Below are 26,967 nucleotides of genomic sequence, written 5' to 3'. Positions count from 1 at the left end.
GCACCCCATAATGAATGATCCAGAAACCAATCGTAAAAACGCCATTGCGTTCTATGATATGATGTTCAATCAATGTGAGGCGGAACGGGCAATCGCGGCCTATGTCGGCGACCAGTATATTCAACATAACCCCCATGTCGCAAATGGCAAACAAGGCTTCATCGACTATTTCAATCAAATGGCGCAAGACTATCCGGGCAAGCAAGTTATCGTCAAACGCTCCATCGCCGATGGCAATATGGTCGTTCTGCATTGCCACCAGATTTGGCCGGATGATCTTGAATATGCTGGCATGGACATTTTCAGGTTCGATGACGACGGCAAAATTGTCGAGCACTGGGATGTGTTGCAAACCCTGCCCGAAACCAGCGCCCATGCCAACGGGATGTTCTGAGGCAAACGCCGTACTCACGCTGTCGACTTGCCAGCACACGGGTCCCTCACTCCCAATAATCTACCGCTTGCACCCGGCACGTTTTTATGGGACAAATCGTGAACATTCAATCTATCAGGGGATTTGCCAATGGAAGATTTCTCGCTCTATTTACCCGGTATCATACTGGCCTACTCCGCCTTTTTATTAGGTATTGCAAGCCCCGGCCCCAATATCCTTGCCGTGATCGGGACCTCCATGAGCCTTGGTCGCAAATCGGGAATTGCCTTGGCTCTTGGCGTCGCTGGCGGCTCTTTCACCTGGGCCGTGCTAACGGTTATCGGACTTTCGGCATTGCTGGAGGCGTATTCCTCGGCCTTAATCGCCATCAAGATATTCGGCGGATTTTATCTTTTATGGCTCGCCTATAAATCTTTCAAGTCAGCCGCTTCTGTTCAGGATATGCAGGCAAAGCAATTGGCGGGCGGTAAACGATCACCGGTCGGCTACATGATCCGCGGATATATTATTCAAATGACCAACCCGAAAGCCGCTTTATCCTGGATTGCCATTATCTCACTTGGCATGAAACAAGACGCACCGCTTTGGGTGGGCGTGTCTATTGTTGTCGGAACCTTCATCCTTTCCATCCTCCTGCACACACTGTACGCCGTTGCCTTTTCCACGCCCGTGATGGTGCGGGTATATGGCAAAGCACGTCGCTATATTCAGGCGACCCTCGGCGCCTTCTTCGCTTTTGCCGGCATCAAGCTCCTCCTAAGCCGCAGTTAAAAAGACGGTACGACAAACAGATCGACGGAGATCCACAGATGAGATTGTCCCTGCGCCAAAAAGCAATTGCCGTTTGCGACGATAAGATTGCCAAGAAGGGCGAGGCTGTTGGCCTCTCTTTCTACGCCTTCTTTGCGAACAAGAATGACGATCCAGAACTTCTCATGGAAGCCGCCACCTGGTGGATAGAGACTCACAAACTCGATCATTTCGAGAAAGCCCGCAAAATAAAGGAGTTGATTATCTCCTCCGGCAATTAACAATTTTCACCCGGGCATGAATATGATAGCCCTGTTATCAGAGCATCTTCATAAATATGACGGTCCAGCGGGTACAAGGTGTCGTTTATTCCCCGCAGGATAAGGAACTGTGCCGATGAATGACGACGCAAATCAGACGATCCCGAAAAAATCGAGTTATGATGTTGTCATCGTCGGTGGCGCCATGCTGGGGTCTTCCGTCGCGTGGTTTTTGTCCAGCAATAAGGATTTCGGGGGTTCCATTCTCGTCGTCGAAAAAGACCCGACGTACGAGTTTGCCTCAACCAGCCATACCAACAGCTGTATGCGCCAGCAATTCTCAGCAGAAATCAATGTGCGCATTTCCCAGTTTGCGGCGGATTTCGTCAAAAATTTTCGTGATTACATGGGGAGCGATGCCCGTGTACCGGATATCCCGTTGCACAGCCACGGATATATGTACCTGGCCGATAACGAAGAATTTGCGGCGGTATTGCGGGAAAATCAAAAACTTCAAACCGCCTGTGGCGCCGGTACCAAAATCATGTCGCCTGAAGACATCGGGCGCGATTACCCTTTTTATAATCTGGACGATATTGTTGCCGGCAGCATCAATCTGGTCGATGAAGGGTATTTCGACGGCAACACCTTGTTTGACTGGTGGAAACGATCAGCCCGCGAACAGGGCGTTGACTATATCGCGAACGAAGTCGTCACCATGAGCCGAAGCGGCAATGGCCGAAAGGTTGAAAATATCACCCTTAAATCCGGGGAGACAATTGCTTGCGGCACTGTCGTCAATGCGTCGGGACCGCGGGCTGTGCTCACCTCACGCATGGCCGGCATCGAAATTCCGGTGGAGCCGCGCAAACGCTATACGTTTATTTTCGATGCGGAAACTCCTCTGGACCGCGACCTTCCCCTGACCATTGATCCCTCTGGTGTTCATATGCGCACCGATGGTGCTTATTATCTCGCTGGATGCCCGCCAGACGAAGATCCGGCTGTGGCGTATGATGACTTTGTTCAGGATCATGATATCTGGGAGACCAAGGCCTGGCCGGCCATCGCAACCCGTATTCCACAATTTGAGGCAATCAAGCTCATCAATTCCTGGGCCGGGCATTACGCCTTCAACGCGTTTGACCAGAACGCCATCATTGGACCCCATACGGAGGTCGAGAATTTCCTGTTCGTCAACGGTTTTTCAGGTCACGGATTTCAACAATCCCCGGCCATGGGCCGTGGGATTTCGGAACTTATAGCTTATGGCGAATATCGCAGCCTTGATCTCACGCCCTTCAGTTTTGCCCGCATCGAAGAGGGGCGTCCGTTTGTTGAAAAAGCAGTTATTTAAGATGTCTTTTAACAATCAATTAGGTGATCACATAGCAATGATAAATCAGATGAAAATAAAAAGGTAACACATTGAAAATATTCAATAAAGCCTCTGACAAGTTGCCGGAAGAAAATACCCTCGATAAACCTAAATTCGGGTTTTCCATTCTGCTGGTTTTGCTGCTCTCTTTTGTGGTTATTCCCTCTTACATCACGGATACTGACGCCCATACCGGTGTCTGGCTCAATCTGATTTTCTCGAGCATTTTACTCTCCTCCTTGTATCTGGTCGCCCATGAAAGAAGGGAATTTCTCATTGGCTGCCTGATCGCAGCGGCAACGTTGCTGTTTAGCTGGACCGACTATGTCCGCACCGATACCCTGGGGTCACATCTGGCCATTGGTCTGTATATTGTTTTCTTCTGCTACATCATATTTATGCTGGCCCGGTATCTGTTCGAAACCAATGAGGTGTCGGCAAACATGATCTACGCGTCCGTCTGCCTGTATTTGTTGATGGGTCTGATGTGGACGTTTATCTATTTCTGGATCGAGAAAATCCATCCCGGCTCTTTTTCAAATACGCCCCTTATCACCGACCCGGATCAATCCTTCCTGCTGGTGCATTTCTCGTATTTCAGTTTCGTGACCATCTCCACCCTCGGGTATGGCGATATTGTTCCCATAACCCGTATCGCCCGCTCCTGGACTAATCTCGAAGCGATCGCCGGGCAGTTCTATCTGGCGATTGTGGTTGCGCGGCTGGTCGGCCTGCATATTTCAGCCAACCGAAAATAGCCTCTCACTCGAATATTTGGGGGACCGTGTGCCGGAACGGAATTTCCGGCAACACATGGGGCTCTTTGGGCAACCGTTCTGGTAGCTCCGGAGCATGAAACGGGACCCGTTCATAAGGAATAGTCTCGAGCATATGGGTAATGCAGTTAAGCCGGGCCACGCGCTTGTCCTCAGAGGGCACCCGAAACCACGGGGAGAAGTCCGTATCCGTCCCCTCGATCATATCCTCATAGGCTTCGGTATAGCGCCACCAATATTCAAACGATTTCAAATCTATGCCGCTTAGCTTCCAGTGCTTTCGGGCATCGGTCATCCGCGACTTGAACCGTTTTTCCTGTTCTTCTTGGGTCACGTCGAAAAAATATTTTATCAGGATAATGCCTGACTCAATTAGATACTGTTCAAAGATCGGGCAGGAGACCATAAAGTTACGATATTCCTGTTCGGTGCAAAACCCCATGATCCGCTCGACACCGGCGCGGTTATACCAGCTTCGGTCAAACAGGATAATTTCACCCGCTGCCGGTAAATGCGCTACATAGCGCTGAAAATACACCTGCGACTGTTCCCGCTCGGTTGGGGCTGGCAGGGCGGCAATGCGAAACACCCGCGGGCTCACCCGTTCCGTAATGGCCTTTATGACACCGCCTTTCCCCGCCGCATCCCGCCCTTCAAAGACGACAACAACACGGGCGCCGGAATGTTTCACCCAGCGTTGCAATTCACACAGCTCCGCTTGTAGCTTGTCGAGTTCGCCTTCATAGGTTTTACGTTTCATGGCTGTGATATCCCCTTATGGCACGCCGCGACCGCGGACAAATTATCGTCTTTTATGAGACGGATTTTGCGGCGGCGGAAATCATAAGTCCAGTATCAATACAAAGGGCCGGACGCGGATGAGGATAAACGGCCAAAAATGAGCCTGTAGAAAAACTACTGGCTCATTTTGGAACTATTCCGGTATTTTCTGTCGACTGCGCACGACTTCGCGCCAGGCCAAAAGCAGCGCGCCGGACAAGATGATCATCCCGCCGACGGCACTCACCCAGTCGGGCAGCACGCCAAAAATCCAGAAATCGTACAAAGTGGCAAACACCAAAGTCGAATAGGAAAACGGCAAAGCAAAACTGGCGTCACCACTGCGCATGGATTGAATAAACAACGATTGCGCCGTTACCATAACCAGGCCGATGGCCGCCAGCGCCATCCATTGCGACGGGCTTGGGGCAATCCAGACGAAACTGGCCGCGCTGCAGGCGATGATCGCGCCAATGCTGTTATTGATGGTCAAAATCTGCAACGGCGCTTCCCGCCCCGACAGCTTCTTGATCAGGATCACTTCAATCCCCATAAACAGCGCCGCCGTCAACGCAATCAGGGCCGCCGGATCAAAGGCGGAGCTGCCGGGCCGCAGCAGCACTAATGCCCCCACCAGGGCAATCGCCGCTGCGGTCCAGCGGATGGGCCCGACCCGCTCTCCCAACAAGGGGATCGCCAACAGCATGCCGAATATCGGATTGAGGAAACTGATGGCGGTTGCATCGGACACCGGAATGCGGGCAACGGCGGCAAACATCAATGTCACCCCGGCCCAGCCAAAAAACGATCGGCCCACATGCAATCGGATATGCGGTCGGTGAAAGGTCGGTCGCAAGACGGCCAACGCCACCGACAAACCGACCAGCGCAAAAATAAACCGGCCCGCGCTGATTTGCAAAGGATGCAGGGGCGGCCCGCCATATCCCGTGCCCAAGCCCTTGGCAATGATCGTCGTCAAGGCAATCAGCGCACAGGCCGCCAGCATCATGCCCGCGGATCGCAAGGGATTTGAAGTTCCCGATTGAAAAAAACGCGAAATCATATGCCGGCCGTAAGTGAGCTTTCAGTGTCAGAAGAAACCTGGTGAAAAGACGTGACGTAAACGTCCCGTCACTGTGGCCCTAAACCGCCCAAAAAATCAATACCGCAACCAACTTTCAAACCGGCAGTTCAGCGGCGCTGCGATAACAGCTTATTCAATGACACATACTAAAATAAAATCGAATTTTGGGATCACTTAATAACGTCGAACATTCACCCAATTGGACGGGTATTTATTCAGGTGATTTCCATTCCTGATAATATTCATCCAGAACTTTTCGGGTACATTGACCGATGGATAAATAGTCATTTTCCCGTAAGTTCGCGAGAGAGACACGCGCCGACGGATGCGTATCTTCAAAGCCTTTTCCCGGCAACAAGACAACGCTGGTTTCGCGCGCCAGACGAAATAAAAATTCGATGCTGATTTCCCGTTTCAAGAGCCAAGCCGCAAATTTTGACCCGTATAGTTGGCGGCCAATGACTTCCAAATCAAGCAAGGTGTAATAATCCACATCATTGTCGGTACTTTGCGGAGCTACTCCGAGGGCCTGATACAGTAACCCATGGCGTCGGCGGATCAGTCGCTTGGCCGCGCCTTTGTAGGTTTCATCTTCATCCAGTAATCCGGCAAGAGCAAATAAGGTCATTTGCAGCTGCTGCGGTAAAGACAATCCGGCCGTATGATTGAGCGCCACCGCCCGGCTATCCGCCACCAACCGATCAATAAAGCGTAACGCCCGCGGCTGATCCGTCAGGGAGGCATATCGTCGGTCAGTTTCCGCCAGTGCCTTGCCCGATAATTTAGCCAGACTGTCGTCGAAGATGTTTTCTGCGTGAACCCCGATAACACCCAACCGCCAACCCGTGGCACCGAAATATTTCGAGAAGGAATAAACGCACAGAGTGTTGTAAGGACAGACGGCAAACAGCGATTCAAAATTGTCCGAGAATGTGGCGTAAACGTCATCGGTCACGATCATCAAATCCGGACGCTTCTTCTTGACCAGATCAGACAGCATCTTCAACACATCCGCACTCATTTTCACCGATGGCGGATTGCTGGGGTTGACCACGCAAAGAATTTTAATATCAGGATCTTCCAGTTTCTTAATTTCTGACGTTGGCAACTGCCATCCATTGGCTTCATCTGCCCGGATATCAACAATCTCCAGGTCGTATTCCGGCAGCACCGGTATCTCCAGATACGGAGAAAAAATAGGGGTAACCAAGGCAATTTTATCTTTGGGCTTCGTCAAGCCATTGGCTTTCAATGTTTGAAAGATGTATGTCATGGCGGCGGTGCCGCCTTCTGTTGCGAACAGGTCAAAGTCATGATCGTTATCAAGCGATCCGTACATCTCTTGAGCGAGGTAGTGATTGACGACTTTCTCAAAGCTTGCCAGCATTCGCGGCGGAACCGGATAATTACCTCCCAGGAAAGCCGATGTCATTTCAAACAGAAAGTCTTGTTTGGAAAGACCGATATGATCTTCGGCAAAGGCAAGGGATGCTCGCAAAAAGTCCAACCCGTCTTGCCCTTCATTGAGCATGCAAAAGGTATCAAATCGATTGACGATATCCTGTTTTTCCGGCAATCCGCCAAATCCGCTGCTCAAGTAGGAATAGGATCTTTCCGCTTCCCTGACGGCAAAGTCACCCAGCCGCAAAAATGCATGTCGGGGATGTGTGGCAAGAAAGTTGGGATTGCCGCGCCCGGCATTCAACATCATCTGGTCCGCATGGGATGAGGCAATTTCTATCAACTGATCCTTCAACTCGAACGGGCTTAGCTCTTCGCCTTTTTTAGATGCCACCGTAATAACCTCCTCAGTTAAATGATATCAGCTGGCGTTGACGCTGATGATACCAACGATAATAGGGCCCCAGAGTGTCAGCCAGATATTGGCCAGAGTGTAGGTAACCGTAAAGGGGACCACCGGTGTTGCATTTCCGCATTTTTCCAGCAAGGCCGCGAACCCGGGATTAGCACTCCGCCCCCCGGCAATACACCCCAACAGCTCGATGGGATTTTTAATTCTCAACACATAGTAGGAAAAATAAAAGGTAATGATCTGCGGCACAATGGTGACCGCGATCCCCAGCATAAACAGGGTCAATCCATATTTCTGGATGGTCACAAAGGCCTGCGGGCCTGCGGTAATACCCACAACCCCGACAAACACTGCTAACCCGAAGTCCCGCAAGAAATTGGAGGCCCCGGTGGGCAGGGCCGCGAACCGCGGATGCGTCGCCCGCAACCAGCCAAAAAACAATCCGGACAATAAACAACCGCCGCCGGTGCCGACACTGACCGGTATGCCGGCGAGTTTGAATTCCACCATGCCCAGCAATATTCCTGCCGCGATCCCGATACCAAAGAAAATGAAATCGGTTATGGCGGCAGCGGATATGACATATCCCAGTTTTGACGTGACCCGGTCCAGATCCTTGGAGCGCCCGACGAAGCGGATTTCATCGCCTTTTTTCAAGATAACATCTTTTAGGAGAGGCAGTTCCCGGCCCATACGAAAAGCCGCCGTGGCGAAAACCCCGTAACGTGTCTGTGCCGAATTCTGAGTTTGCAGCTCGCCAAAGCTTTTACCCGCAACCTGTCTATTGGTCAGGATGACATCACGGGTTTCCTCAATCAGTTCCATGCCGTCCGGACGTTGAACTTCCGGGCCAAAATAATCGTGATGATCCACATAGGCGCCGATACGCGCCGTAACCGCGACAATGTCCCCCGCTTCAATTTTCAGGGCCGGCTCGATGGGAACAACCTGCCCGCCTCTCATGAGGGCTTCCACCGTTGCTTCTTCATCGTCGACAAATATATCGATAACGGTTTCGCCGATGGCTTTGGCCTCTGGTGATATTTGATAAACCCGCGTATCCAGATCGCGCAACGCATGAAACTGACCCGGCTCCAGTTCGGCTTTACCGCCGCCAAGCTTCTGCGCCAGTTTCTTGGCTTCTTCGCGGATATCCCAACCCATAATTCCCGGGAAGAACGCACTGATCATCAAAATCGGTCCGAGGGAGCCAAAAATATAACATACAGCATAGCCGACAGCGATGTTGGTTTGCATGATTTTGATGGCGTCAGCAGAAAGATTTAATTTAGAAATCGCGTCTCCGGCCGTCCCGATGATGGCCGATTGGGTCAATCCACCAGCCGCAAGCCCCGCTGCCGTTCCGCGATCAAGATCAAATCCCCATGCGGCAACCAACACACAGATCAGACCAACAACACACATGATGGTGGCGCTCGCCAGCTGCTTGATTGATTCCCGGTTTAGGGACTGGAAAAACTGTGGCCCCCCTTGATAGCCGACAGCATAGATAAACATCGCGAAAAAGATGGTTTTCAAGTCGGAGTCAATATCGATCCCGATCTGGCCGATCAGGACACCAACCAGCAATGTCCCCGCAATACCACCCAGTACGAAGCGCTTGATCCTGAATTTGCCGACGAAATACCCCAGCGACAACGTGACAAACAAGGCAAGCAACGGTGCGTCGTTGAATAAGGTGTGAAGTATTTCCATATTCCAATGTCTCCGGACGGTGCTGACATCATACTCAAATACAAACTGATAGTCTGAATTTGCGGATGCGCTGTCAATTGAAATCCGGTTGGCGCCACTCGATGTTTCTAAAAACAAGCTATCCGTAACACAGAATTATTGGCCGCGGTTTCCCAACAGGTCCGGCAGCAATTTCTATGCTTTTACGTCACGGCAGGTTTGTCGAAAACCAGCCATCCGAAAAGGAGCGCCCCTAACATCACCCAGGCTGCGAGATAAAAAACATCCTGAAAGCCGCCACTTGCCAGCAATACAGTACTGGACAACGCGACCCCCAAGGTCCCACCCAGCAATCGGGACGTGACCCCTATTCCGCTTACCTCTCCCTGTTTTTCTGCTGGAACTGAATTTGCCATGGCACGTAACGTCGGCGCATAACAAAAGGGCATCCCCACCCCCCAGATTATCAGGCCGGGCAGAAGGCTGAGATAGCTCTCGGCGACAGTGGCGATGGCAACCCAAAACATCCCCAAAGTGGCAAAGGCAAGCCCACCCAGCACCAAATTCCGTGCACCGAAAAGATCAGCGAGACGGCCCACGGGGATCGACAGGATTGGGAAAGCGGCAACGCAAGCTAACAAAGCAAGACCCGATTGAAACGGCGACAGACCCAACTTGTCTTGCAGAAACAACGCCCCGAAAACAACCAGGGACAATTTGCTAAACTGCCCGGCGAAAAGGATCAAATTGGCGGATGAAAATGAGGCGACATGAAAGAGACGGACATCTATCAGCGGCTGTTCCGATCGCCGTTCGATAAAATAAAATACCACGATAGAGGCAAGACCGCCGATGAGGGCGCTCAAGATATAAACCTGCGTCCATCCCCAGCTGGCACCCTGCATAAGGGCAAAGACAAACAGACTGAGACCGAGGGTCATCAGGATAAACCCCGTTATGTCAAAAATTGACCCTTCGTTGACATTTTTGGGCAATGTCCAGGACAGGGAGACAATCGTTATAATGATGATTGCAATGGGCGCGTTGATCCAGAACACCCAGCGCCAAGACAGGATTTCCGTCAGTGCGCCGCCAATCAGCGGCCCTGTGGCCAGAAACACCGTACCCGTGGCCGCCAGAATTCCGATAGCCATGCCGCGCTGTTCTTTTGGAAAAACCAGCGCCAGCATGGCGACGGACGCCGGGAATATGATGGCGGCACCAACCCCTTGAATTGCCCGGGCAAACAAAAGCACGTCCCCGGTTTGAGCCCATCCGCACAGAAAGGAGGCGGCGCCAAAAATTGTGATGCCTGCCGTAAACAGCACACGGAATCCAATCAGGTCCCCAATTTTCCCCGCGGCTGCGGCCAGGGTGGCAAAGACCAGCATGTAAATACTGACAGTCCAATGTCCGGCGACTTCCGTCATGCCAAGATCCTGGCGGATAGTCGGCAGAGCGACGCCGATCACCGTCTCGTCAAGCATGATAAGTCCCGCGCCGGCGCCCAAAGCTGTTAAAATCCACCATTTCCGATTGTCGTCAGTGATCTTGAGCATTGAACCCTACATTGCTGTTTCCGATGAAGTTTCATTTTCTCCGGCTTGCGCCGCATAAATCGAGGTATAGCCAGCCGACCAATCCGGCGGCATCTGACACGGACGCGGGTCATGATGGGCCCATTTCACAGCCTCCCCTCGCAGCAACTTATAGGTATTGGACGTCGGCTGTGGATGCGCCGTATAGGGCTTGGCATCGGCTGATGTAAAACAGTTTAAAAGCAAAGGTCGGGGCAAGGGCGATTTGGACGATGGCGAATAATGCAAGGTCCGGGCATTGTGAATGGTCAACGAACCGGCGGCCCCGGTCAAATAGTCAACCCGCCCCTGGTCGAGACCCGCCGCGTCGTCATCTGACAGCATCCCGGTCCAATTACCCTCGGCATCATACTGATCAAACAGATCATCATTATGGGAGTCTTTAAGCACAGCCAAGGGACCATTATTCATGTCGGTATCCGCCAGATAGCAGCCGATGGTCAAAACATTGTAATTGGTATGGGGGAAAAACTGGATATCCTGATGCCACTTGACCGTATCGCTTTCGTCAAACCATTTGAAATTGAGTTTCGAATGATGAAAAACCACGTTGGGTCCCACCAGGTCCGCCGCCACATCGGCCATCAATCCTGTGGTAAATTTCCAGTAGATATCGCTGCGCTCATCCGGGCTTTTCAAACGGCGCAGCAAAGGGTCCGCCGCCGAGTGGCTGGGACCTAAATCAAACACATTGTTGGATTGGTCAACTTTTCGGCTCTGCTCAAAAAAGGATGTTGTTGTCGCCTGCAATTCGCTTAAAATTTCAGCGGGAACGAAGTCCTCGACACTGACATATCCGTGAGCAAAATAATGTTCCCGTTGCTGCTGTGACAAGATCCGTGCTGGATAGCGTAAAATTTCTTCAGGACGCATGAGGAGATTCCTTCCTTACTTTCGATCACCCGCAAGAGCTTCAACCAGCTTCGCTGTGTCTGCTGGTTTCATTGTATAGCTATAGTCCGCGTCAGGGAAGGTGCCCGTGCTTCTGCTGTCCTCGACAGAGGGGCTTTTGTATAGCCCTGCCGCTAACCGCAGGGGATGTGGCGACAGAATTTCCTAATATTTTAGATTAAATAATGGTTTTAAAATATTGATATTAATTATTATTCATCTTTTCATCTAACCAGCGGACAACCGTCCGCGCCATTGCTAACGCAAGAACGTCGCTGGCAAAGACCAGATTTCGGTAGTGACTGATCGGGAACCAGCCGCTTCTATCTTCGACATCCCGGCGATACTGTTCAAACCCATACGTGCCGTCCGCTCTCAGAAAAATATCGACACAGAGATCCCGCTCTTTGGTTTCTATGGACCGGATAACTTTTGGCTTTGCCGACATGACAGCTGCCTTTCCCTGGCTCAGGAGATCATTCATACCGTTCGGAGGCTTCATAATAGTCCTTGAAACCGACAAGATCCTGCAACGTGGAAAACCGCATAAGCTCCTGCGAATGTTGCTGTGTCGCCTTTAGATCTGACAGGACATTTGACATAGCTTGCAGGGAGGCCGAAAATAACGTCAACGGATAGATGGCAAGCTTGTAGCCAATATCCTGCAGTTGCTCTGGCGACAACATGGGGGTATCGCCATCCTCGACAAGATTGGCAAGGTGCACACCGGGTGCCTCAGCACAGATCTGGCGCATCTCCGCTTCGCTTTTCGGGGCTTCAACAAACAGGATATCGGCACCGGCATCGCGGAAGGCATTGGCGCGCCGAATGGCTTCTTCCAACCCATGTGTCGCCCGTGTATCGGTGCGCGCGAGGATAAGAATATCTGCCCCTTCATCGCGAGCGTCAACGGCCGCTTTCACCCGGGTTACCGCTTCATCAAAATCAACTGTCTGCTTTCCTGCAGTGTGGCCGCACCGCTTGGGCCAGGCCTGATCTTCAATCAGAACGCATCCAAATCCTGCGTCGGCAAATCCATTAACGGTGCGCTTCACGTTCAATGCATTACCATACCCCGTATCACCATCTCCTATAATGGGAATGGACACGGCATGGGTCATCAAACGTCCTTGATCCAGGATCTCTCCATAAGACAGTAAGCCCAGATCGGGTACACCAAAATTCGCGCCCGCCGTCGCAAAACCACTCATAAAGGCCATGGGGAAGCCATGCTGTTCGATCAATCGCGCCGATATGGCATCAAAGCAAGAGGGAACCGTCAGAATTCCCGGGGCATTAAGTTGATCACGAACTTTTTGTGCAGCAGACATTTTTTTCCTCAGTTTTTGATTACGGTGATTGTGGGATTACGCGGAAAATGGAATATATAAAGCAATAGCCGGAAAGAAATATACGGCAACAACGCTTAGCAACATGAGTAGAACAAACGGCCATACACCAGCGGAAACTTCCGCCATGGTCGCCTTCCCTACCGCCTGAATGACATAGATATTCAGTCCAACGGGCGGCGTGATCAAAGCGCATTCGATCATGATAACAAAGACAATGCCGAACCAGATTGGATCGACGCCGAAAACCAGTAACGTCGGTAGTAATAAAGGCACCATGATCAGCATCATTGAGAGGGCTTCCAGAAACAATCCGAAAACCAACAGGGACAGACAAATGGCCAGGATCATCGACCCTTGGCTCTGAAAAGTATCCGCAATCAGGGTCGAAAACTCTTGCGGCAACTGATAAAGGGTAATGGCTTTACCGAAAATTTTGGCGCCCGCGACAATCAACAAAATCGTAACGGTGGTTTTCATGCTGTCGATCAGGGCTTCCTTGAAATCCGACCAGCTTAACCGTCTTTGGATAACCGTCGTCAGGAGCAACGCACAAACGAAACCAACACCCCCCGCTTCCGACGGAGTAAAAACACCCGCGTATAAACCACCCAGCATAATGATGACGAGCACCAATGTAGGGAGCGTTTGCTTCGTGCGTAATTTACGCTCTGCCCAGTCAGCCTTCGGCTGCATCTGGAACCGCTTGTCAAATTTTGCGTAGAGCATGGAAAAGCCGCAGAACAGCACGATCAAAAGGATGCCCGGGCCGATCCCGGCGAGGAACATGTCGAGAATGGATTCCTCCGTTACGACGCCATAGACAATCATTGGAATAGACGGCGGGATTAATATGCCCAAGGTACCGCCGGCGGCCAGTAAGCCGAGCGCAAACTTTCGGGAATATCCCCGTTGGATCATTTCTGGAATGGAGACGACACCAATTGTCGCCGCCGTCGCCACGGAACTTCCGGAGACTGCTGCGAAAACGCCGCAAGACAGAACTGTTGCTACCGCAAGACCGCCCGGCAAATGACCGACCCACGCCTGGGCCGCCCCAAACAGGTCTTTGCCCACACCAGCCTTTAACAGAATATTGGACATCAGCAGGAACAGGGGGACAGCAATCAGGACGAAGCTATCCATGGCGCTATACAAGGTTTGCGGCGCCATAAGGGACGAAAAATCACCGAAATATAAGAGCATTGCCCCTAATCCACCGAGGGCGAATGCAATGGGAATACCGGCGAACAATAAACCGAATAACACCAATAAAATGATGACTGTTTCCAACATACTAGTGAATATCCAATTTCGTCTCAAAGGGTCGCGGATCGACAATGCTTCGAATTACTTCGACAACACACTGAACGGCAAGCAGACCAAAACCTATGGGAATAACAATTTCCGACCACCATAAGGGGATGTCGAGCATGGAGCCGGTGGTCTCATTCGTTATCCAGACATCCACCGCGATCACCCCGCCCCACCAGGCAATAAACACCGCAAAACCGAAAATAAAGATGTAGGTGACCATATCCATGCTCCGCCGAAACCTATCCGGCAAAACAGCAAGCAACATATTGATGCGGATCAGGTCATTGTTGTAGAGCACGAATGCGGACGCGCTGAAAATACCCCAAAGAAGAAGCATGCGGGATATTTCTTCAACCCAGATAGTGGGGGCATTGAAGACATATCGCATCACCACTTCATACGTGACGATCAGGCCGATAAAAAAGAACAACCACGCGGAGAAGGCTCCCAACGCACGTGTCATTTTATCAAAAATACTCAAAATCTGCACGTCAGTAATTCTCCAAAAAATGAACGGGTGGCTAAGTCAGCCACCCGTTGTAGCTCCGCCAAGCTTATTTCTTCAGCTCATCTACAGCCATCAAGAGCTGTACGCCGGTTTCGCCGGCATCTTTTTTATAAGACTCGATAACCGGTGTAACAGTTTCCTGCCACAGGATCACTTCTTCTGGTGACAGTTCGCGCACTTTCATGCCTTCTTTTCTGGCAGTTGCCAACGCGTCCGCTTCGACTTCGCTGATCCTGTCACGAAGTGCCACTTCTACTTTCTGCGCCGCAGTCGTAATGATCACCTGCTCTTCGCTGGTCAATCCTTCCCAGAATTTTTCGTTAATCAGAACGACAAACTCGATATCACTGTGGTTTGTCAGAGTGAGCCAGTCCATCACTTGATAGAGCTTACGGCTTTTAACGCCGGACAAGCCGGTCATACCCGCATCGACGATTCCCCGTTGATAAGCCAGGAACTGCTCAGACCCTGAAATAAGGGTTGGGACGCCGCCGGCAGATTCAACGAATTTACCCAGGGTTTTACCAAAAACACGGACTTTCTTGCCATCCATATCCTCGGGAACAGCGATGACATCACCGTTGGAAAGGACTTGCGCCATTCCATATGCCTGCCACCAAAGAACCCGAGATCCGGTCTTCTGGATTTCATCTTCAATCAAAGTCCGAACTTTACTGCCGGGAGCGGTTGCCTTCTTCACAAGCTCTTCAGAGTTCAGGACAAACGGCAGATAAAACAGTTCTACAGCAGGAATAGCGCCGGAAAAACGTGTGAGAGACGCAACGCCCATTTCGATCGCTCCGGAACCAACCGCGCGCGGTACTTCCTTGTCTTTGTAAAGCTGGGCTGAATGATAAATCTCGACTTCCAGCTCACCCTTGGATTCCGCTTCAACTTCCTTTTTGAACTCCAACAAGTTTTGCGTCAGGTGATTTTTCAATGGGACTTGAATGGTAATGCGAAGCTTCTTCGCTGCGTCGGCGTCACTGGCTAATGCGCCGAGAAACATTAAATTTGTTATCAATAATGCGTATAGAATTTTCTTCATGACTTCCCTCTGTGTTCAATCGGTATTCAGTATTAGGTGCAGAAATTATTATTCTTATTTGATGATCTTATCTGCAGTCGTTTCTTAGCTTTATGTTTGAGAAATCTATTTTTTGTATACATGTTTGTAAAGAAGTTTATTACTATTTACATCATCTGTATGATCGATTTAAAATTTATGTATTTAATATCAATTAGTTAATACTATTTTTCTTTCCGTTTCTGATTTGTTGATTTATTGAATATCACCTTATATACTCTAAATTGTATACATTTTGGAATAGGATTCGATTAGTATGGCAAATACTCGTGCTCAGGAAATAGCGGAACATCTGCGCAAAAACATCCTCTCGGGAACCTATTTGCCCGGCAGCCGTCTGCATGAAGAAACATTGGCAGAAGAAACCGGCGTCTCCCGAACACCAATCCGTGCGGCGCTTCGGCTCATGGATGCGGAACGACTGGTGAATTATTTTCCCAATAAGGGATATGTGGTTCGGGAATATTCCCCGGATCAAATTCGTGCCGCCTATCAAACCCGCGCCGTCCTTGAAGGGTTGGCCTGCCGGCAAGCTGTCGAACGGGGCCTTTCTAACTCTTTCAAAAACTCCTTAAAGAAATGTATTACCGAAATCGACGTGATGCTGAAAAAAGGCAGCTTGCATAAAGATAACGTTTTACAATGGCGTCACTGGAATGCCCAGTTTCACAATCAGATTATCGAGGCCTCAGGGAATGAAAGCCTGGCGGCGGCCATTAATCTGGTCACACGTATTCCCATGGTTTCCAATTCCATCATCGTCTGGAGTACCTTCGACGTTGTTGCCAATTTCCACGAGCACCATCGCCAAATTCACGATTTGCTGTGCCGGGGTTTAGCCGGTAGAGCGGAATTCGCCATGCGCGAACATGTGGAACAAGGCGGTGATTTTATCGTCTCCAAATTAATGGAAGCCGAAAGTTCGGGTTAGTCGTCCTCACACCATTCGTCGCCCAATAGCTCTGGATCATTATAGTCATAAAAATCTTCGAGATGTTTTTGACTGTCTTCAACAAACAAGCTTTTAACCAGGGCGGTGACCAATCTGTTTGCCCCGATGTTGACGCCCGGAATGTCACTGCTCACGGCGGCGTGGGACATGGTTGTCGCCGCATTGAACAAATGGATGTGCGACAAATATGGCGCCGCTCCCGGTTTTTTCTCCAACAACTCGAAATCGCTTCCCAAATAGGGGAACCGACTCAATTCAGGATCTGCAATTTCTAACGGTGGCGCATATTGATCTTTCCACAGCTTAACTTTATCCGCAAAATCAGTGAATTCCGGTTGATCATTAATATTGATCGCGTAACCGGTTCCCAGAATGAGGAAATCAGCTGCAATGGTTGCTTTGGGTGTCGTTACAACGACGTTATTGTTCTGAAACGTTGCGATCTCAACCGGGCTACCAAAATGAATATGGGCCCGTTTTAACGCTTTCAAGCGGAGCATGGATCCGCGCGGGGCGGCCACTTTGCATCCAAATCCATGCTGCAGAAACCGCCAGCGCGTCTCATCATCAGTGGATAAAAATCCGTGTAGAAAACCGGAATAAACAGTGCTTTTGAACTTATTCAAACGCGGCATTTCAGATGCACGCATAAGTAAATGAACTTCATCCGCCCCAGCTTCCAAGGCAGTTGCCGCACTATCCACCGCCGAAGCGGCGCCACCAATCACGATAATTTTCTTACCTTTAAGTGCTGAAAAATCAATATCATCTTCCGTATGGGCCCTTACGGTTTTCGGTAAACCGGCAAAGGCCTGCGGCAACCGCGTCCCACCAAACGCGGCCCGCCCCGTGGCCAAAACAATTCTCCGGGTCAATTTCTGGAATTCTAATCCCTCCTGCTTTAAATGGAGGTTTAACAAATCTCCAACGGGCTCGATGCGCAACAATTCGATATTATTCTCCGTCGGAATGTCCAGTATTTCCCGATACCAACGAAGATACTCCATCCACATTTCTCGCGGAATATTAGCCAGCACCTCCCACTTTTCCCGACCCCATTTCGCCCGAAACCAAGCCTGAAACGTCAGGTTGGGCAGTCCCATATGTGGTCCGGTTAGATGTTTTGGCGATCGCAACGTTTCCATTCTGGCCGTGGTAACCCAGGGGCCTTCAAATCCTTTGTCTTGCCGCTCGAAAATTCTGAAATTTAGAACGCCTTCACGGCGCAGACCAAAAGCTGCGGCCATGCCGCACATGCCACCTCCGATGATTGCGACATCCAGCACGGGCTGGCCTTTCGGTCCCGTGACAGCCTTCACCCAATTTTCCGCCGGATAATTAAGATACTCGAAGTCGCGAAGGATATCTGTTTCCAACTGGTGCAGCCGGCCCTGATCGTCAGTCATGCTTATTGCTCAATTTTATTATTATATTTTTACCAGCATACGTCATGTTTCAAACTTTTCATCCGGTTTTTATAGGTACCGTTACCTTGACACAAAGATGGGTTGTTGAAATAAGTCCTCTCAACAGATAGCCTAAGCTCTAATGTTCGGGGATTTGTAGAAAAATAAGGGGAACTCCGTTGAAAGCAGTAATCTTGGCCGGTGGATTGGGAACCCGAATTTCCGAAGAGTCCCATTTACGCCCAAAACCCATGATCGAGATCGGGGACCGCCCCATCTTGTGGCATATCATGAAGATTTATGCGCATCACGGCATCACAGATTTTATCATCTGTCTGGGCCATCGGAGCTATGTGGTGAAAGAGTATTTCGCGAACTATTTTCTACATCGATCAGATGTCACCTTTGATTTAAAAAATAACGAAGCAACTTACCATACTGCAAAGGCGGAGCCTTGGCGTGTTTCTCTCGTTGAAACCGGAGAAACGACCATGACCGGCGGGAGGTTAAAACGGGTCGCAAGCTATCTGGATCCGGGAGAAACCTTTTGTATGACCTATGGTGATGGCGTTGCAGATGTTAATATTGCTGAGCTGATAGAGTTCCACCGTTCTGAAGGACGTGAAGCGACCCTTACGGCGGTTGCCCCGCCCGGCCGTTTTGGTGCAACAGTGATCGAAGATAACAGGGTAAAGGAGTTTATTGAAAAACCTGCAGGTGATAACGGGCTGATCAATGGCGGTTTTTTTGTGCTTGAACCCTCTGTTCTGGAAAGAATTGCCGGTGATGAAATTCCGTGGGAGAACGAGCCCTTGACCGGGTTGGCGGCGGATGGCCAATTATCTGCGTATCGGCACACGGGTTTCTGGCAACCGATGGATACATTGCGCGAGAAAAACTATCTGGAGCAACTCTGGGCAACTGGAAATGCCCCCTGGCGGATTTGGGCTTAGTGAAAATCAAATGACTATTTGCTCTGTAAAACCTGATTTTTGGAAAAACCGACGCATTTTATTAACGGGTCATACTGGTTTTAAAGGCACTTGGGCGGCCCTTTGGCTCCAAAAAATGGGGGCCGACGTGATTGGCGTTTCGCTCCCACCCGACGGCGAATTTTCTCTTTTCAGCAGCGTCGAAAATTCCGCGACCGTTCGCTCACATTTCGTCGACATCCGAAATCAGACAGAACTCGATGCGATCGTCTCCAAGGAAAATCCAGAAATCGTTTTACACATGGCGGCTCAAGCCCTTGTTCGTCGGTCGTACCGGGAACCGATACTGACCTATGAGACCAATGTAATGGGGACTGTAAACCTGCTGGACAGTCTAAGCCGGGCTTCGTCCCTGAAGGCCGCGTTGATTGTGACAAGCGACAAAGTCTACGCCAACAACAACAGCGGCAAGCCGTTTGTCGAAGGCGACGCTTTGGGTGGCGATGACCCTTATTCCTCGTCCAAGGCCGCCTGTGAAATTGCCACAGCTTCATTGGCTAAAAGTTTGTTTGCAGATAAGACTATCCCCATCGTGACCGCTCGAGCCGGAAATGTAATCGGCGGCGGCGACTTTTCTGAAGACAGGTTGATCCCCGATATATGGCGTGCCGCTCGCAAAGGTGAGCCGGTTACGCTTCGATATCCCAATGCAACGCGACCCTGGCAGCATGTTCTAGAATCTGTATCTGGATATCTCACTTATCTTCAGGCCCTGTGCGAAGATATGGATAACAATTTACCTAAAGCATTGAATTTTGGGCCTGCGTCGGCGGAAACAGTTACCGTCGGTCAAATTGCTAATCAAGTTCAAGAAGCCTTTGGCATAAAAACTGATTGGCTGTTAGATAAGGCAAATCAGCCCGCGGAAAAAACCGCTCTTGCCCTTGACGCTGGTCTTGCGAAACAAGCTCTTGGCTGGGAAGCTAAGTGGAGGGCTGAAAAGACACTGGATATGACAGTCGCCTGGTATCGAGCCTTTAGTGACGGTCGTAGCGTGCATGAACTGACGCTGTCGCAAATCGAAGAATATGAGAAAGAGACCGCATGAGTAACGTGTTGAAATGCCGATTTTGTCAAGACGACTTAACAGAAACGTTGGTTGATTTAGGCTCAATGCCGCTGGCCAATAGTTACCTGAAGCACAAAGATGACATGGCGTCTGAAAAATCCTACCCGTTGCACGCTCGGGTCTGCGGCACCTGCTTTCTGGTTCAGGTTGAAGATGCCGTCCCTGCAGAAGAAATCTTTTCGGATTATGCCTATTTTTCCTCCTATTCGGATAGCTGGGTCGCTCATGCCAAAAGATATTGTGAAAAACTGACAGGCCTTCTCGATTTGGCCGAAAACTCCCTGGTTATGGAAGTCGCGAGCAATGACGGCTACCTTCTAAAGCATTTTGTCTCCCGCAACATTCCCGTCTTGGGGATAGAACCGGCGGCGAATGTCGCCAAGGTTGCGGAAGCTGCCGGCGTTAAAACCGATGTTGCTTTTTTTGGAGCGGACACTGCCAATAGATTAGCGAACCAGGGTTTGAAAGCGGATCTGATTGCGGCCAATAATGTCATGGCGCATGTCCCGGATATTAACGACTTTATTGAAGGTTTCCGGATTATCCTGGCCGAGAATGGCGTGTTTACTATTGAATTTCCGCATTTATTGAATCTCATCAACAAAGTGCAGTTCGATACCATTTATCACGAACATTATTCCTATTTATCTCTGCTGACCGTCGAAAAAATCCTTACCGCACACGGGTTAAAGGTATTTGATGTTGAGGAATTACCAACACATGGTGGCTCGTTGCGTGTCTACGCCTGTCACGCTGGTAACGACTTATATGCAATGCAAGACGGCTTAACCTCCCTCCGGGATAAAGAACAATTGGCCAGATTAGGTGATCTGGCAGGCTACCGGGGTTTTACGCCAAAAGTAGAGGCCGTTCGGAGCTCTCTTCTCGATTTTCTGACCTCGGAAAAATCCAAAGGCAGCAAAGTTGCGGCGTACGGCGCGGCAGCCAAAGGCAATACATTATTGAATTATTGCAAAATAGAAGCTGGGTTGATTGATTTCGTGGTCGACCGAAATCCGGAGAAACAGGATACCTATTTACCGGGCAGCCATATTCCGGTTTTCTCCCCGGAAAAAGTCTGGCAGGAAAAACCTGACTTCTTGCTTATACTCCCTTGGAACCTGGCCGAAGAAATCTCTACTGACATGGCCGCAATCAAAGACTGGGGCGGTAGGTTCGCCGTACCGATACCCCAGTTGACTTTTTTGCAATGAAATTCACAGCAACGAAAATTTCAGATGTTTTCATCGTTGACATGGAACGCCATGAAGACGATCGCGGATATTTTGCCCGAACTTTCTGTGAAGATGAATTCAGGGAGCAGGGGTTTTCTTTCAAGCCTGTGCAGAGCAATATTTCCTACAATAAAAACAAATATACTTTGCGCGGAATGCATTATCATGCGCCGCCTTATGAAGAAACAAAACTAGTCCGGTGCACGGCTGGGCGCGTTTTTGATGTTGCCGTCGATATCCGCCCACACTCTCCTTCGTTTAAAAACTGGGTTGGTGTGGAACTAAGCGCGCAAAATGGACGCGGCCTCTATATCCCCGCCGGCTTCGCACACGGATTTTTGACCCTTGAAGACGCCACCGATGTTTTTTACCAAATGGGCCCCGCCTTTGAGCCCGGTCATGACCGCGGATTTCGCTGGGATGATCCGGAAATCGCGGTCAACTGGCCCGCCATTCCAAAAGTTATTTCTGATAAGGATCAAAATCTTGCCTGCTTTACCTGAAGTAAAATGGTAACCGATAACAACCAACCCTGCCTCGTCACCGGTGCCACCGGGCTGATCGGACGGCGCGTGGTTGAACGTCTCTGTGCAAGCGGCCATTCCGTCCTCGCCGTCGGCCGCACACCAACCGCTTATGAGGATAATGAACAGGCCACCTATTGTCCGCTCGATTTACATGATCCAATCGCCGTCACTGCCTTTTTCGAACAATACAAGCCACGCCAGTTGATCCATCTCGCGTGGGAGGCAACACCTGGTACCTTCTGGCAGTCACCGGAAAACTTCCGCTGGATTGCCGCTAGCGCCCATCTGCTCGACCGTTTTGTCGCACATGGCGGGCAACGGGCTATACTTACCGGCAGCTGTGCCGAATATGGCTGGGGCCAGACCCCTTTGCAAGAACATCATTCTGCTCTCAACCCCCGTAGCTATTATTCCGCAGCAAAAGCCGCCTTTCACAATCTGGCCCAGGTGATTGCCCAAGACATCGATCTCGTCTGGGCCCGGGTATTTTTTCCCTACGGCCCCGAAGAGGACGGCAGCAAACTCATCTCCCACATCTTACGGGAAATCAGCGCGGATCGGCTGCCCGAATTCAAGACGTCCGGCCGTGCCGTCGATTTTATCCATCTTTCCGACGTCGCCTATTGTTTTGAACGGCTTCTTGGTGCGCCCCTCACGGGACCCGTCAATATCTGTTCCGGGGTCGCCCTGAAACCATTAGAAATTGCGGCCGTTGCCGTCCGGCTTCTCAACAAACCGGATCTATCCGCCAAACTTGATGATCAATTGGCAAATGTCGAACGCGAATTAACAATCGTCGGCGACCGCCAGCTCCTGGATCAGGTTCTGACACAGACAATGCCTAAACAGAAAACACAGATGCAGACACGTCGCCTCCTCAGTATGGAAGACGGCCTGCGTAGCTATCTCTCGGCAAAAGCGAGATAAAGGCAAACTATCATTTCTCTATAAATACGACGAAATGGTGCTTTTTCTGCCCCCAAAAACAGCCAATTAACCCCTAAAATTGGCTCCTGTTTCTACGTCGCACGTCAAAATACTGTTGGCGGCCCATCAATTCACGCCGAAGCCTCACAGAACATGTTTTTGAAATTTAATACTACAACAATCATTATACAGAGCTTACGAGCCTAATGACCATCATTACATTGTAATAGTTTGAGCCCTGCTGTGACCCAGCTCGAAAAAAAACGCCGCCGAAATCCACTGAAGCACCGGCCTGATACGCAATGTAAAAAGCCTGCGCTTGCCGACACAAACCCGGACACTGTACAAGGCGTCAGCTCAGATTTTCTCGCGAACCAAGTACCCATTAGATGTACTAAAATGTTGAAAGGAGACGGACGAAAGCGCCGCTAGAATTGCGATTTCAAAGGACGGGTCACACGGATAATGTTCTCGGCAACAACACGGGCGTCTAGTCTTCAAACCCGCCGACATCTCGCACCACTGCGCATCATCCCTATCTTCGCAGATACTTGCCCCATAATGACGGGCTTCTACTTAATGCCAAGCAGTTTTCTTACCCGCCGTGACTTCGTAAATCTGTTCCGCTTTTTGGGTTTTTTTGCTGTATCGCTTCCCGTCGCAAATAGTTGTAAATTTTTCTCAAAAATATTGACTTGCTGAATGAGGTTCGCATCATAAACCCCGCCAAACTCCTCCACAATACGGCGAAAAACGGCTTCTTTATGTTTCTTATCTAACGTTCTAAGAGGCGCAGGTACATTATCCAAAGACATTCTTAATCCGCGTAAAATAAGCCAGTCAATGGGTATTTCGGATGCATATCGCCATTCTTGATCAAATTTCTGAAGGCTGCCATCACTTCCAATAATCGTATTCTCTGGAATCAAATCACAATATTGCCCGTCGATAACACGCTTACCCGAACTGCTTGACCCTAGTTCCAAAACTAACTCACACCACGGCCGCGCCCAATCCAGTATGTCAGTTTCTGATTGTTTTCCCTCAGCAAGCAATTTGTACAGCTGCTTGAGTAGGGAAATACCTGAAATATAGGCCTCATCTACGATGTGATGTGAGTATGTAGTGTCTTCTTTACGGGGCATATCATGCAAATAGGACGATTGAATATTGACAATTCCGTCTGTGAATTCGAATACGTTAAGTTTGTTAAAACATTTCCGTCGTTCCGTGGAAAATGTCCAGGCAAACGGGCCACCCGAAGGGTCAAAAACTGTTTTATCTCCGGCAACAATAAGAAACGAGTTTGAAACATCTCCCAAAATATCGTTATCAATTATCGCGTCGAAACTCATAGCTTCAGAGAAATGACGAGGATAACTTTGAGCCTGAATATCTGCCTGCCCGCGTTGTAAAACACCTTTTAAACAATCTCGTTTTTCAGGCTCTATCAAATCAAACGCCTGCTCCGACACAACGAGCTTAGGCAGTTTGTAATCTGGAAACGGATAATAGAAGTCAGCGTTATTAAAAACCTTTTTTAGCTTTCTGGTAATTTCCTGCTTGCCAAAGGTCCTGACGGGTTTGTCATCGTATAAATCATAAATTCCGGAATGTGCTTTTCCTAAATGATCCTCAGGTGCGCCGGCAAAATACTTGAGCCCCAATTTGTTTTCAATTGCAATAACAAGCTTGCCATTCGGTTTTAGCATGGCATTGCATTTCTTCAGCATTTCGAAAGCCGGGTCTTCCCCTTTTACAAAAGCTTGCGAATATTCAAGAACCCCAATAAGCGTAATAAAATCGTATTTCTCGCCTGTATTAACTAAGTCAAAATTGTCACAAATCACCGTAATATTGGAAAAAGACTTACATCTGCTTGCCGTAATTCTCGCGCGGCGCTCACTTCCTTCGATGGCCGTAACAGTATTGGCGACTTCACACAAATACGGGGTAATCGCACCACAACCAGCGCCAATTTCAAGGACATCTGCGTCCCTCATTAGGGGCTCTAGTGGCTTGAGTAAGCAAAAGCGAGATCTGGAGAAATGATATTTCGTCGCCCAATCATGGACATGTCCGAATAAATCATCTGATCCAGCGGACGTATCACTAGTAGATTGCACGATTTCGAAAAGCGCATCTTCTGTTTTATCACCTTCGCTATAACCGAAACTATGCGATCTGTTGCTAGGAACGTAAACACCATCATTAAGTGAGTAATTATCCATATGTTAGGCCGATATCTCTATATTGAAGTACTGTTAGCAATCTGAAATTCAGACAGTTGTTTTACCTAACACAGACGAGCCATTTAATCACTGTTTGATGTTACTTTTGTTTCACGCCAAGGAAACGAAAAAACCGCCGTATTCTTCGTGACAACTTTTTTTGTTTAAATGGATTAGGCCCTGGATCGTCGGCACTCCAGGCAAGGTTTGATAAAAATTGGCGCATCCACTTATCTCCCTGTTGGTAGTCATCAGTTCGATTATCAGCGATCAACAAGTTCTTTTGCTCCTGCGAGCGAAAAGTCTCACTTTCCCGCCAATCCTCTTTTTCCCAAACTCGACCCTTTTTGTCCACCACCAACAAGTGCATTCCTTTTTCCAATAATTGTTGGCTCATGCTACTGGGTCCGGATTCAAACAAATTGGTGTCGCGCTTTTGGGACATTTCCCATTTTTGCAACATCGCCAGATTCCCGCTGGATATAAAAAATGCATTTGTTCTTATTGTGTAATTCGGAAAATTCCCGTCACCAACATTGCTTTCCCATGAGCCGGAGACACCAACAACACCGACGCTTGCGCGACTAATAAATCCATTGAAAACATGCGTTAGCCAGTCCGGCGCTAGTATCCTGCTATAAGAATTCATAAAAAAGAAAAAGTCATGATCAAAAAAGTCAGCGCTCTCCAGATACGGCCCTATATCGTATCCGCCATCGTCTCGATAATCCCGTCGTAGATACGAGAGTCCTTCCAGAACCTCAAGCGCGGCCTGATCCTCACCACCTTCAAATCCTGAAAAGAGAATAATAAGGTCATGAGGTAGTGGGTCTGGAAAGCGACGATAGGAATCGATAAAATTCTTAAAATGTATGATATCTGCACCCTGCCAAAGTAAATGGCAGACTGCGATCCGTGGCGTTGTCTCTAAGATCATGAGCACCAACTTTTAAGGTTGGTATTACGCCCAGATATACATCCTGAATTTCGATATGAATTTTTCACGAAGACGCCAATTTTTCTTTCAACCAGCTACGTATTATCCGTCTAAATTTCGCTGTGGTGCCGTTCACATAAGAGGGCAAATATGCATAAATAATAATTTTTTGCCCTCTTGATAGTGTGGCGTTCTTCACTATTGATACACAATATTTCATAAAGGAAACAGCCATATCATATTGGCCGCGAAAGTCTTTAGGCCGCCACCTGCTGTCTGACTTTCCGGTTTCAAGCTGGTAAAACTTAGTCTCATTTGTTCCCATTACCTCGCCACGAACGACATAGTTAAAAAGCACTAAATGATCCCACGCCCAGACATGCGTGTATCTCGTCACGACATCTTGAATACGATCTGGTAAATTCGCTCGTCTGTATAATCCATAAAACCAGCCTGGATGTGACTTGGATAATTGATCTTTTACAAAAAAGGCAGAACGAGTATTCAAGGCCGCTGGATAATCGATTTCGCCAGCAATACTGCCGTCCATCCGTTTTCTGACAATTTTACTGACCGCTAAACTACAGCCTTCATTACATAATAAAATGTCGAGCAGGACAGAAATATAGTTTGAATCCGAACGATCGTCGTATGATCTCCATAAGAAAAAATTTGCCGTGCTTAAGGCCGATAACAGCCGGAAATTCTCCAACGCACCGACATTGGACTTTTGCTTTATTACGGTAATACGCGGGTCAGAAAAACTTTCTATAATTGAAATAGTGGCGTCAGTAGAGGCATTGTCCGATATCAATATCTCCAAATCTTTATGATCTTGATCAAGTAAAGACTGTATTGCACTTCCAATAAAAACCTCGCCATTAAAAACTGGCATTCCGACGGAGACTTTTGTCATCTGTAGTACAACATAGAAAATATAATATTTGATCCCAATCAACTGGGCAGAATCACTGCATCTCTAATATCTATCCTGCAAAAAAAAGGAACACA

26 protein-coding genes are annotated in these 26,967 nt (G+C 49.2%); 11 read left to right on the top strand and 15 right to left on the bottom strand.

All coding sequences use genetic code 11. From position 1 onward, the window contains the following. The first annotated feature begins 10 nt into the window (after positions 1 to 10). From V7723_RS03350 to V7723_RS03330, 5 genes are all read left to right on the top strand, one after another. On the top strand, positions 11 to 394 hold the full coding sequence (locus V7723_RS03350) for a nuclear transport factor 2 family protein (protein WP_335683016.1): 384 nt from the start codon (positions 11 to 13) through the stop codon (positions 392 to 394). Positions 395 to 523: 129 nt separating this feature from the next. Next, a complete protein-coding gene (locus V7723_RS03345) occupies positions 524 to 1,165 on the top strand; it encodes a LysE family translocator (RefSeq protein WP_335683015.1) in 642 nt (213 codons plus the stop codon). Positions 1,166 to 1,203: 38 nt separating this feature from the next. Continuing rightward, positions 1,204 to 1,425: a DUF6500 family protein gene (locus V7723_RS03340; protein WP_335683014.1), complete on the top strand. Its 222-nt coding sequence runs from the start codon at positions 1,204 to 1,206 to the stop codon at positions 1,423 to 1,425. Between the two features lie 115 nt (positions 1,426 to 1,540). Beyond that, on the top strand, positions 1,541 to 2,761 hold the full coding sequence (locus V7723_RS03335; protein WP_335683013.1) for an NAD(P)/FAD-dependent oxidoreductase: 1,221 nt from the start codon (positions 1,541 to 1,543) through the stop codon (positions 2,759 to 2,761). Between the two features lie 71 nt (positions 2,762 to 2,832). After that, the gene (locus V7723_RS03330; protein WP_335683012.1) at positions 2,833 to 3,540 is read left to right on the top strand and encodes an ion channel; all 708 of its coding nucleotides are present in this window, start codon (positions 2,833 to 2,835) and stop codon (positions 3,538 to 3,540) included. A 4-nt stretch (positions 3,541 to 3,544) separates the two neighbouring features. Here the strand turns inward: V7723_RS03330 and ppk2 are convergent, their stop codons facing one another. From ppk2 to V7723_RS03275, 11 genes are all read right to left on the bottom strand, one after another. Beyond that, positions 3,545 to 4,318: a polyphosphate kinase 2 gene (ppk2, locus tag V7723_RS03325; protein ID WP_335683011.1), complete on the bottom strand. Its 774-nt coding sequence runs from the start codon at positions 4,316 to 4,318 to the stop codon at positions 3,545 to 3,547. A gap of 174 nt (positions 4,319 to 4,492) precedes the next feature. Further along, complete coding sequence (locus V7723_RS03320; protein ID WP_335683010.1) at positions 4,493 to 5,347, bottom strand: DMT family transporter; 855 nt, start codon at positions 5,345 to 5,347, stop codon at positions 4,493 to 4,495. A 286-nt stretch (positions 5,348 to 5,633) separates the two neighbouring features. Continuing rightward, positions 5,634 to 7,217, bottom strand: coding sequence for a bifunctional aspartate transaminase/aspartate 4-decarboxylase (locus V7723_RS03315; RefSeq protein WP_335683009.1), 1,584 nt, complete (start codon positions 7,215 to 7,217; stop codon positions 5,634 to 5,636). Between the two features lie 27 nt (positions 7,218 to 7,244). Beyond that, positions 7,245 to 8,951: an aspartate-alanine antiporter gene (gene aspT, locus V7723_RS03310; protein WP_335683008.1), complete on the bottom strand. Its 1,707-nt coding sequence runs from the start codon at positions 8,949 to 8,951 to the stop codon at positions 7,245 to 7,247. A gap of 182 nt (positions 8,952 to 9,133) precedes the next feature. Further along, the gene (locus V7723_RS03305; RefSeq protein ID WP_335683007.1) at positions 9,134 to 10,489 is read right to left on the bottom strand and encodes an MFS transporter; all 1,356 of its coding nucleotides are present in this window, start codon (positions 10,487 to 10,489) and stop codon (positions 9,134 to 9,136) included. Positions 10,490 to 10,495: 6 nt separating this feature from the next. Further along, a complete protein-coding gene (locus tag V7723_RS03300; RefSeq protein WP_335683006.1) occupies positions 10,496 to 11,401 on the bottom strand; it encodes a phytanoyl-CoA dioxygenase family protein in 906 nt (301 codons plus the stop codon). A gap of 223 nt (positions 11,402 to 11,624) precedes the next feature. Beyond that, positions 11,625 to 11,921, bottom strand: a complete 297-nt coding sequence (locus tag V7723_RS03295) for a hypothetical protein (RefSeq protein ID WP_335683005.1) — start codon at positions 11,919 to 11,921, stop codon at positions 11,625 to 11,627. Further along, complete coding sequence (locus tag V7723_RS03290; RefSeq protein WP_335683004.1) at positions 11,896 to 12,750, bottom strand: isocitrate lyase/PEP mutase family protein; 855 nt, start codon at positions 12,748 to 12,750, stop codon at positions 11,896 to 11,898. Before V7723_RS03290 ends, V7723_RS03295 begins: the two co-directional genes overlap by 26 nt. Before the next feature lie 36 nt (positions 12,751 to 12,786). Continuing rightward, positions 12,787 to 14,061 (bottom strand): TRAP transporter large permease, encoded by a 1,275-nt coding sequence (locus V7723_RS03285; protein ID WP_443024177.1) that lies wholly within the window; start codon positions 14,059 to 14,061, stop codon positions 12,787 to 12,789. A gap of 4 nt (positions 14,062 to 14,065) precedes the next feature. Beyond that, positions 14,066 to 14,575 (bottom strand): TRAP transporter small permease subunit, encoded by a 510-nt coding sequence (locus V7723_RS03280; protein WP_335683002.1) that lies wholly within the window; start codon positions 14,573 to 14,575, stop codon positions 14,066 to 14,068. Between the two features lie 64 nt (positions 14,576 to 14,639). Next, positions 14,640 to 15,641, bottom strand: a complete 1,002-nt coding sequence (locus V7723_RS03275) for a TRAP transporter substrate-binding protein (RefSeq protein WP_335683001.1) — start codon at positions 15,639 to 15,641, stop codon at positions 14,640 to 14,642. A gap of 295 nt (positions 15,642 to 15,936) precedes the next feature. Here V7723_RS03275 and V7723_RS03270 point away from each other — a divergent pair, with 295 nt between their 5' ends. Beyond that, positions 15,937 to 16,611, top strand: a complete 675-nt coding sequence (locus tag V7723_RS03270; RefSeq protein WP_335683000.1) for a GntR family transcriptional regulator — start codon at positions 15,937 to 15,939, stop codon at positions 16,609 to 16,611. Here the strand turns inward: V7723_RS03270 and V7723_RS03265 are convergent. Then, positions 16,608 to 18,038, bottom strand: coding sequence for an NAD(P)/FAD-dependent oxidoreductase (locus V7723_RS03265; RefSeq protein ID WP_335682999.1), 1,431 nt, complete (start codon positions 18,036 to 18,038; stop codon positions 16,608 to 16,610). The two genes, V7723_RS03270 and V7723_RS03265, sit on opposite strands and share 4 nt — an antisense overlap. A gap of 179 nt (positions 18,039 to 18,217) precedes the next feature. On the opposite strand from V7723_RS03265, the gene rfbF reads away from it, so the two are divergent. From rfbF to V7723_RS03240, 5 genes are read left to right on the top strand one after another with little or no spacing between them, the layout of a single operon-like run. After that, positions 18,218 to 18,991, top strand: a complete 774-nt coding sequence (gene rfbF, locus V7723_RS03260) for a glucose-1-phosphate cytidylyltransferase (protein ID WP_335682998.1) — start codon at positions 18,218 to 18,220, stop codon at positions 18,989 to 18,991. A gap of 10 nt (positions 18,992 to 19,001) precedes the next feature. Then, positions 19,002 to 20,078, top strand: coding sequence for a CDP-glucose 4,6-dehydratase (rfbG, locus tag V7723_RS03255; protein WP_335682997.1), 1,077 nt, complete (start codon positions 19,002 to 19,004; stop codon positions 20,076 to 20,078). Next, on the top strand, positions 20,075 to 21,313 hold the full coding sequence (locus V7723_RS03250; RefSeq protein ID WP_335682996.1) for a class I SAM-dependent methyltransferase: 1,239 nt from the start codon (positions 20,075 to 20,077) through the stop codon (positions 21,311 to 21,313). Before rfbG ends, V7723_RS03250 begins: the two co-directional genes overlap by 4 nt. Continuing rightward, the gene (gene rfbC, locus V7723_RS03245; RefSeq protein WP_335682995.1) at positions 21,310 to 21,837 is read left to right on the top strand and encodes a dTDP-4-dehydrorhamnose 3,5-epimerase; all 528 of its coding nucleotides are present in this window, start codon (positions 21,310 to 21,312) and stop codon (positions 21,835 to 21,837) included. The genes V7723_RS03250 and rfbC overlap by 4 nt, the downstream gene beginning before the upstream one ends. Positions 21,838 to 21,843: 6 nt before the next feature. Further along, entirely contained in the window at positions 21,844 to 22,788 is a 945-nt protein-coding gene (locus tag V7723_RS03240) for an NAD-dependent epimerase/dehydratase family protein (RefSeq protein ID WP_335682994.1), read from the top strand. 572 nt (positions 22,789 to 23,360) lie between these two features. Here V7723_RS03240 and V7723_RS03235 read toward each other — a convergent pair. The 3 genes from V7723_RS03235 to V7723_RS03225 all read right to left on the bottom strand — a co-directional run bounded on the left by V7723_RS03235 (position 23,361) and on the right by V7723_RS03225 (position 26,851). Next, complete coding sequence (locus V7723_RS03235) at positions 23,361 to 25,019, bottom strand: class I SAM-dependent methyltransferase (protein WP_335682993.1); 1,659 nt, start codon at positions 25,017 to 25,019, stop codon at positions 23,361 to 23,363. Between the two features lie 100 nt (positions 25,020 to 25,119). Continuing rightward, positions 25,120 to 25,956: a hypothetical protein gene (locus tag V7723_RS03230; protein WP_335682992.1), complete on the bottom strand. Its 837-nt coding sequence runs from the start codon at positions 25,954 to 25,956 to the stop codon at positions 25,120 to 25,122. 64 nt (positions 25,957 to 26,020) lie between these two features. Then, positions 26,021 to 26,851 carry a glycosyltransferase family 2 protein gene (locus V7723_RS03225; RefSeq protein WP_335682991.1) on the bottom strand — a complete coding sequence of 277 codons (831 nt, stop codon included), beginning with the start codon at positions 26,849 to 26,851 and terminating at the stop codon, positions 26,021 to 26,023. Positions 26,852 to 26,967 lie beyond the last annotated feature (116 nt).

It is taken from the genome of Sneathiella sp., from assembly GCF_036960985.1.
In the GTDB taxonomy this organism is placed as follows: domain Bacteria; phylum Pseudomonadota; class Alphaproteobacteria; order Sneathiellales; family Sneathiellaceae; genus Sneathiella.
This window is presented reverse-complemented; position numbering and strand designations above follow the sequence as displayed.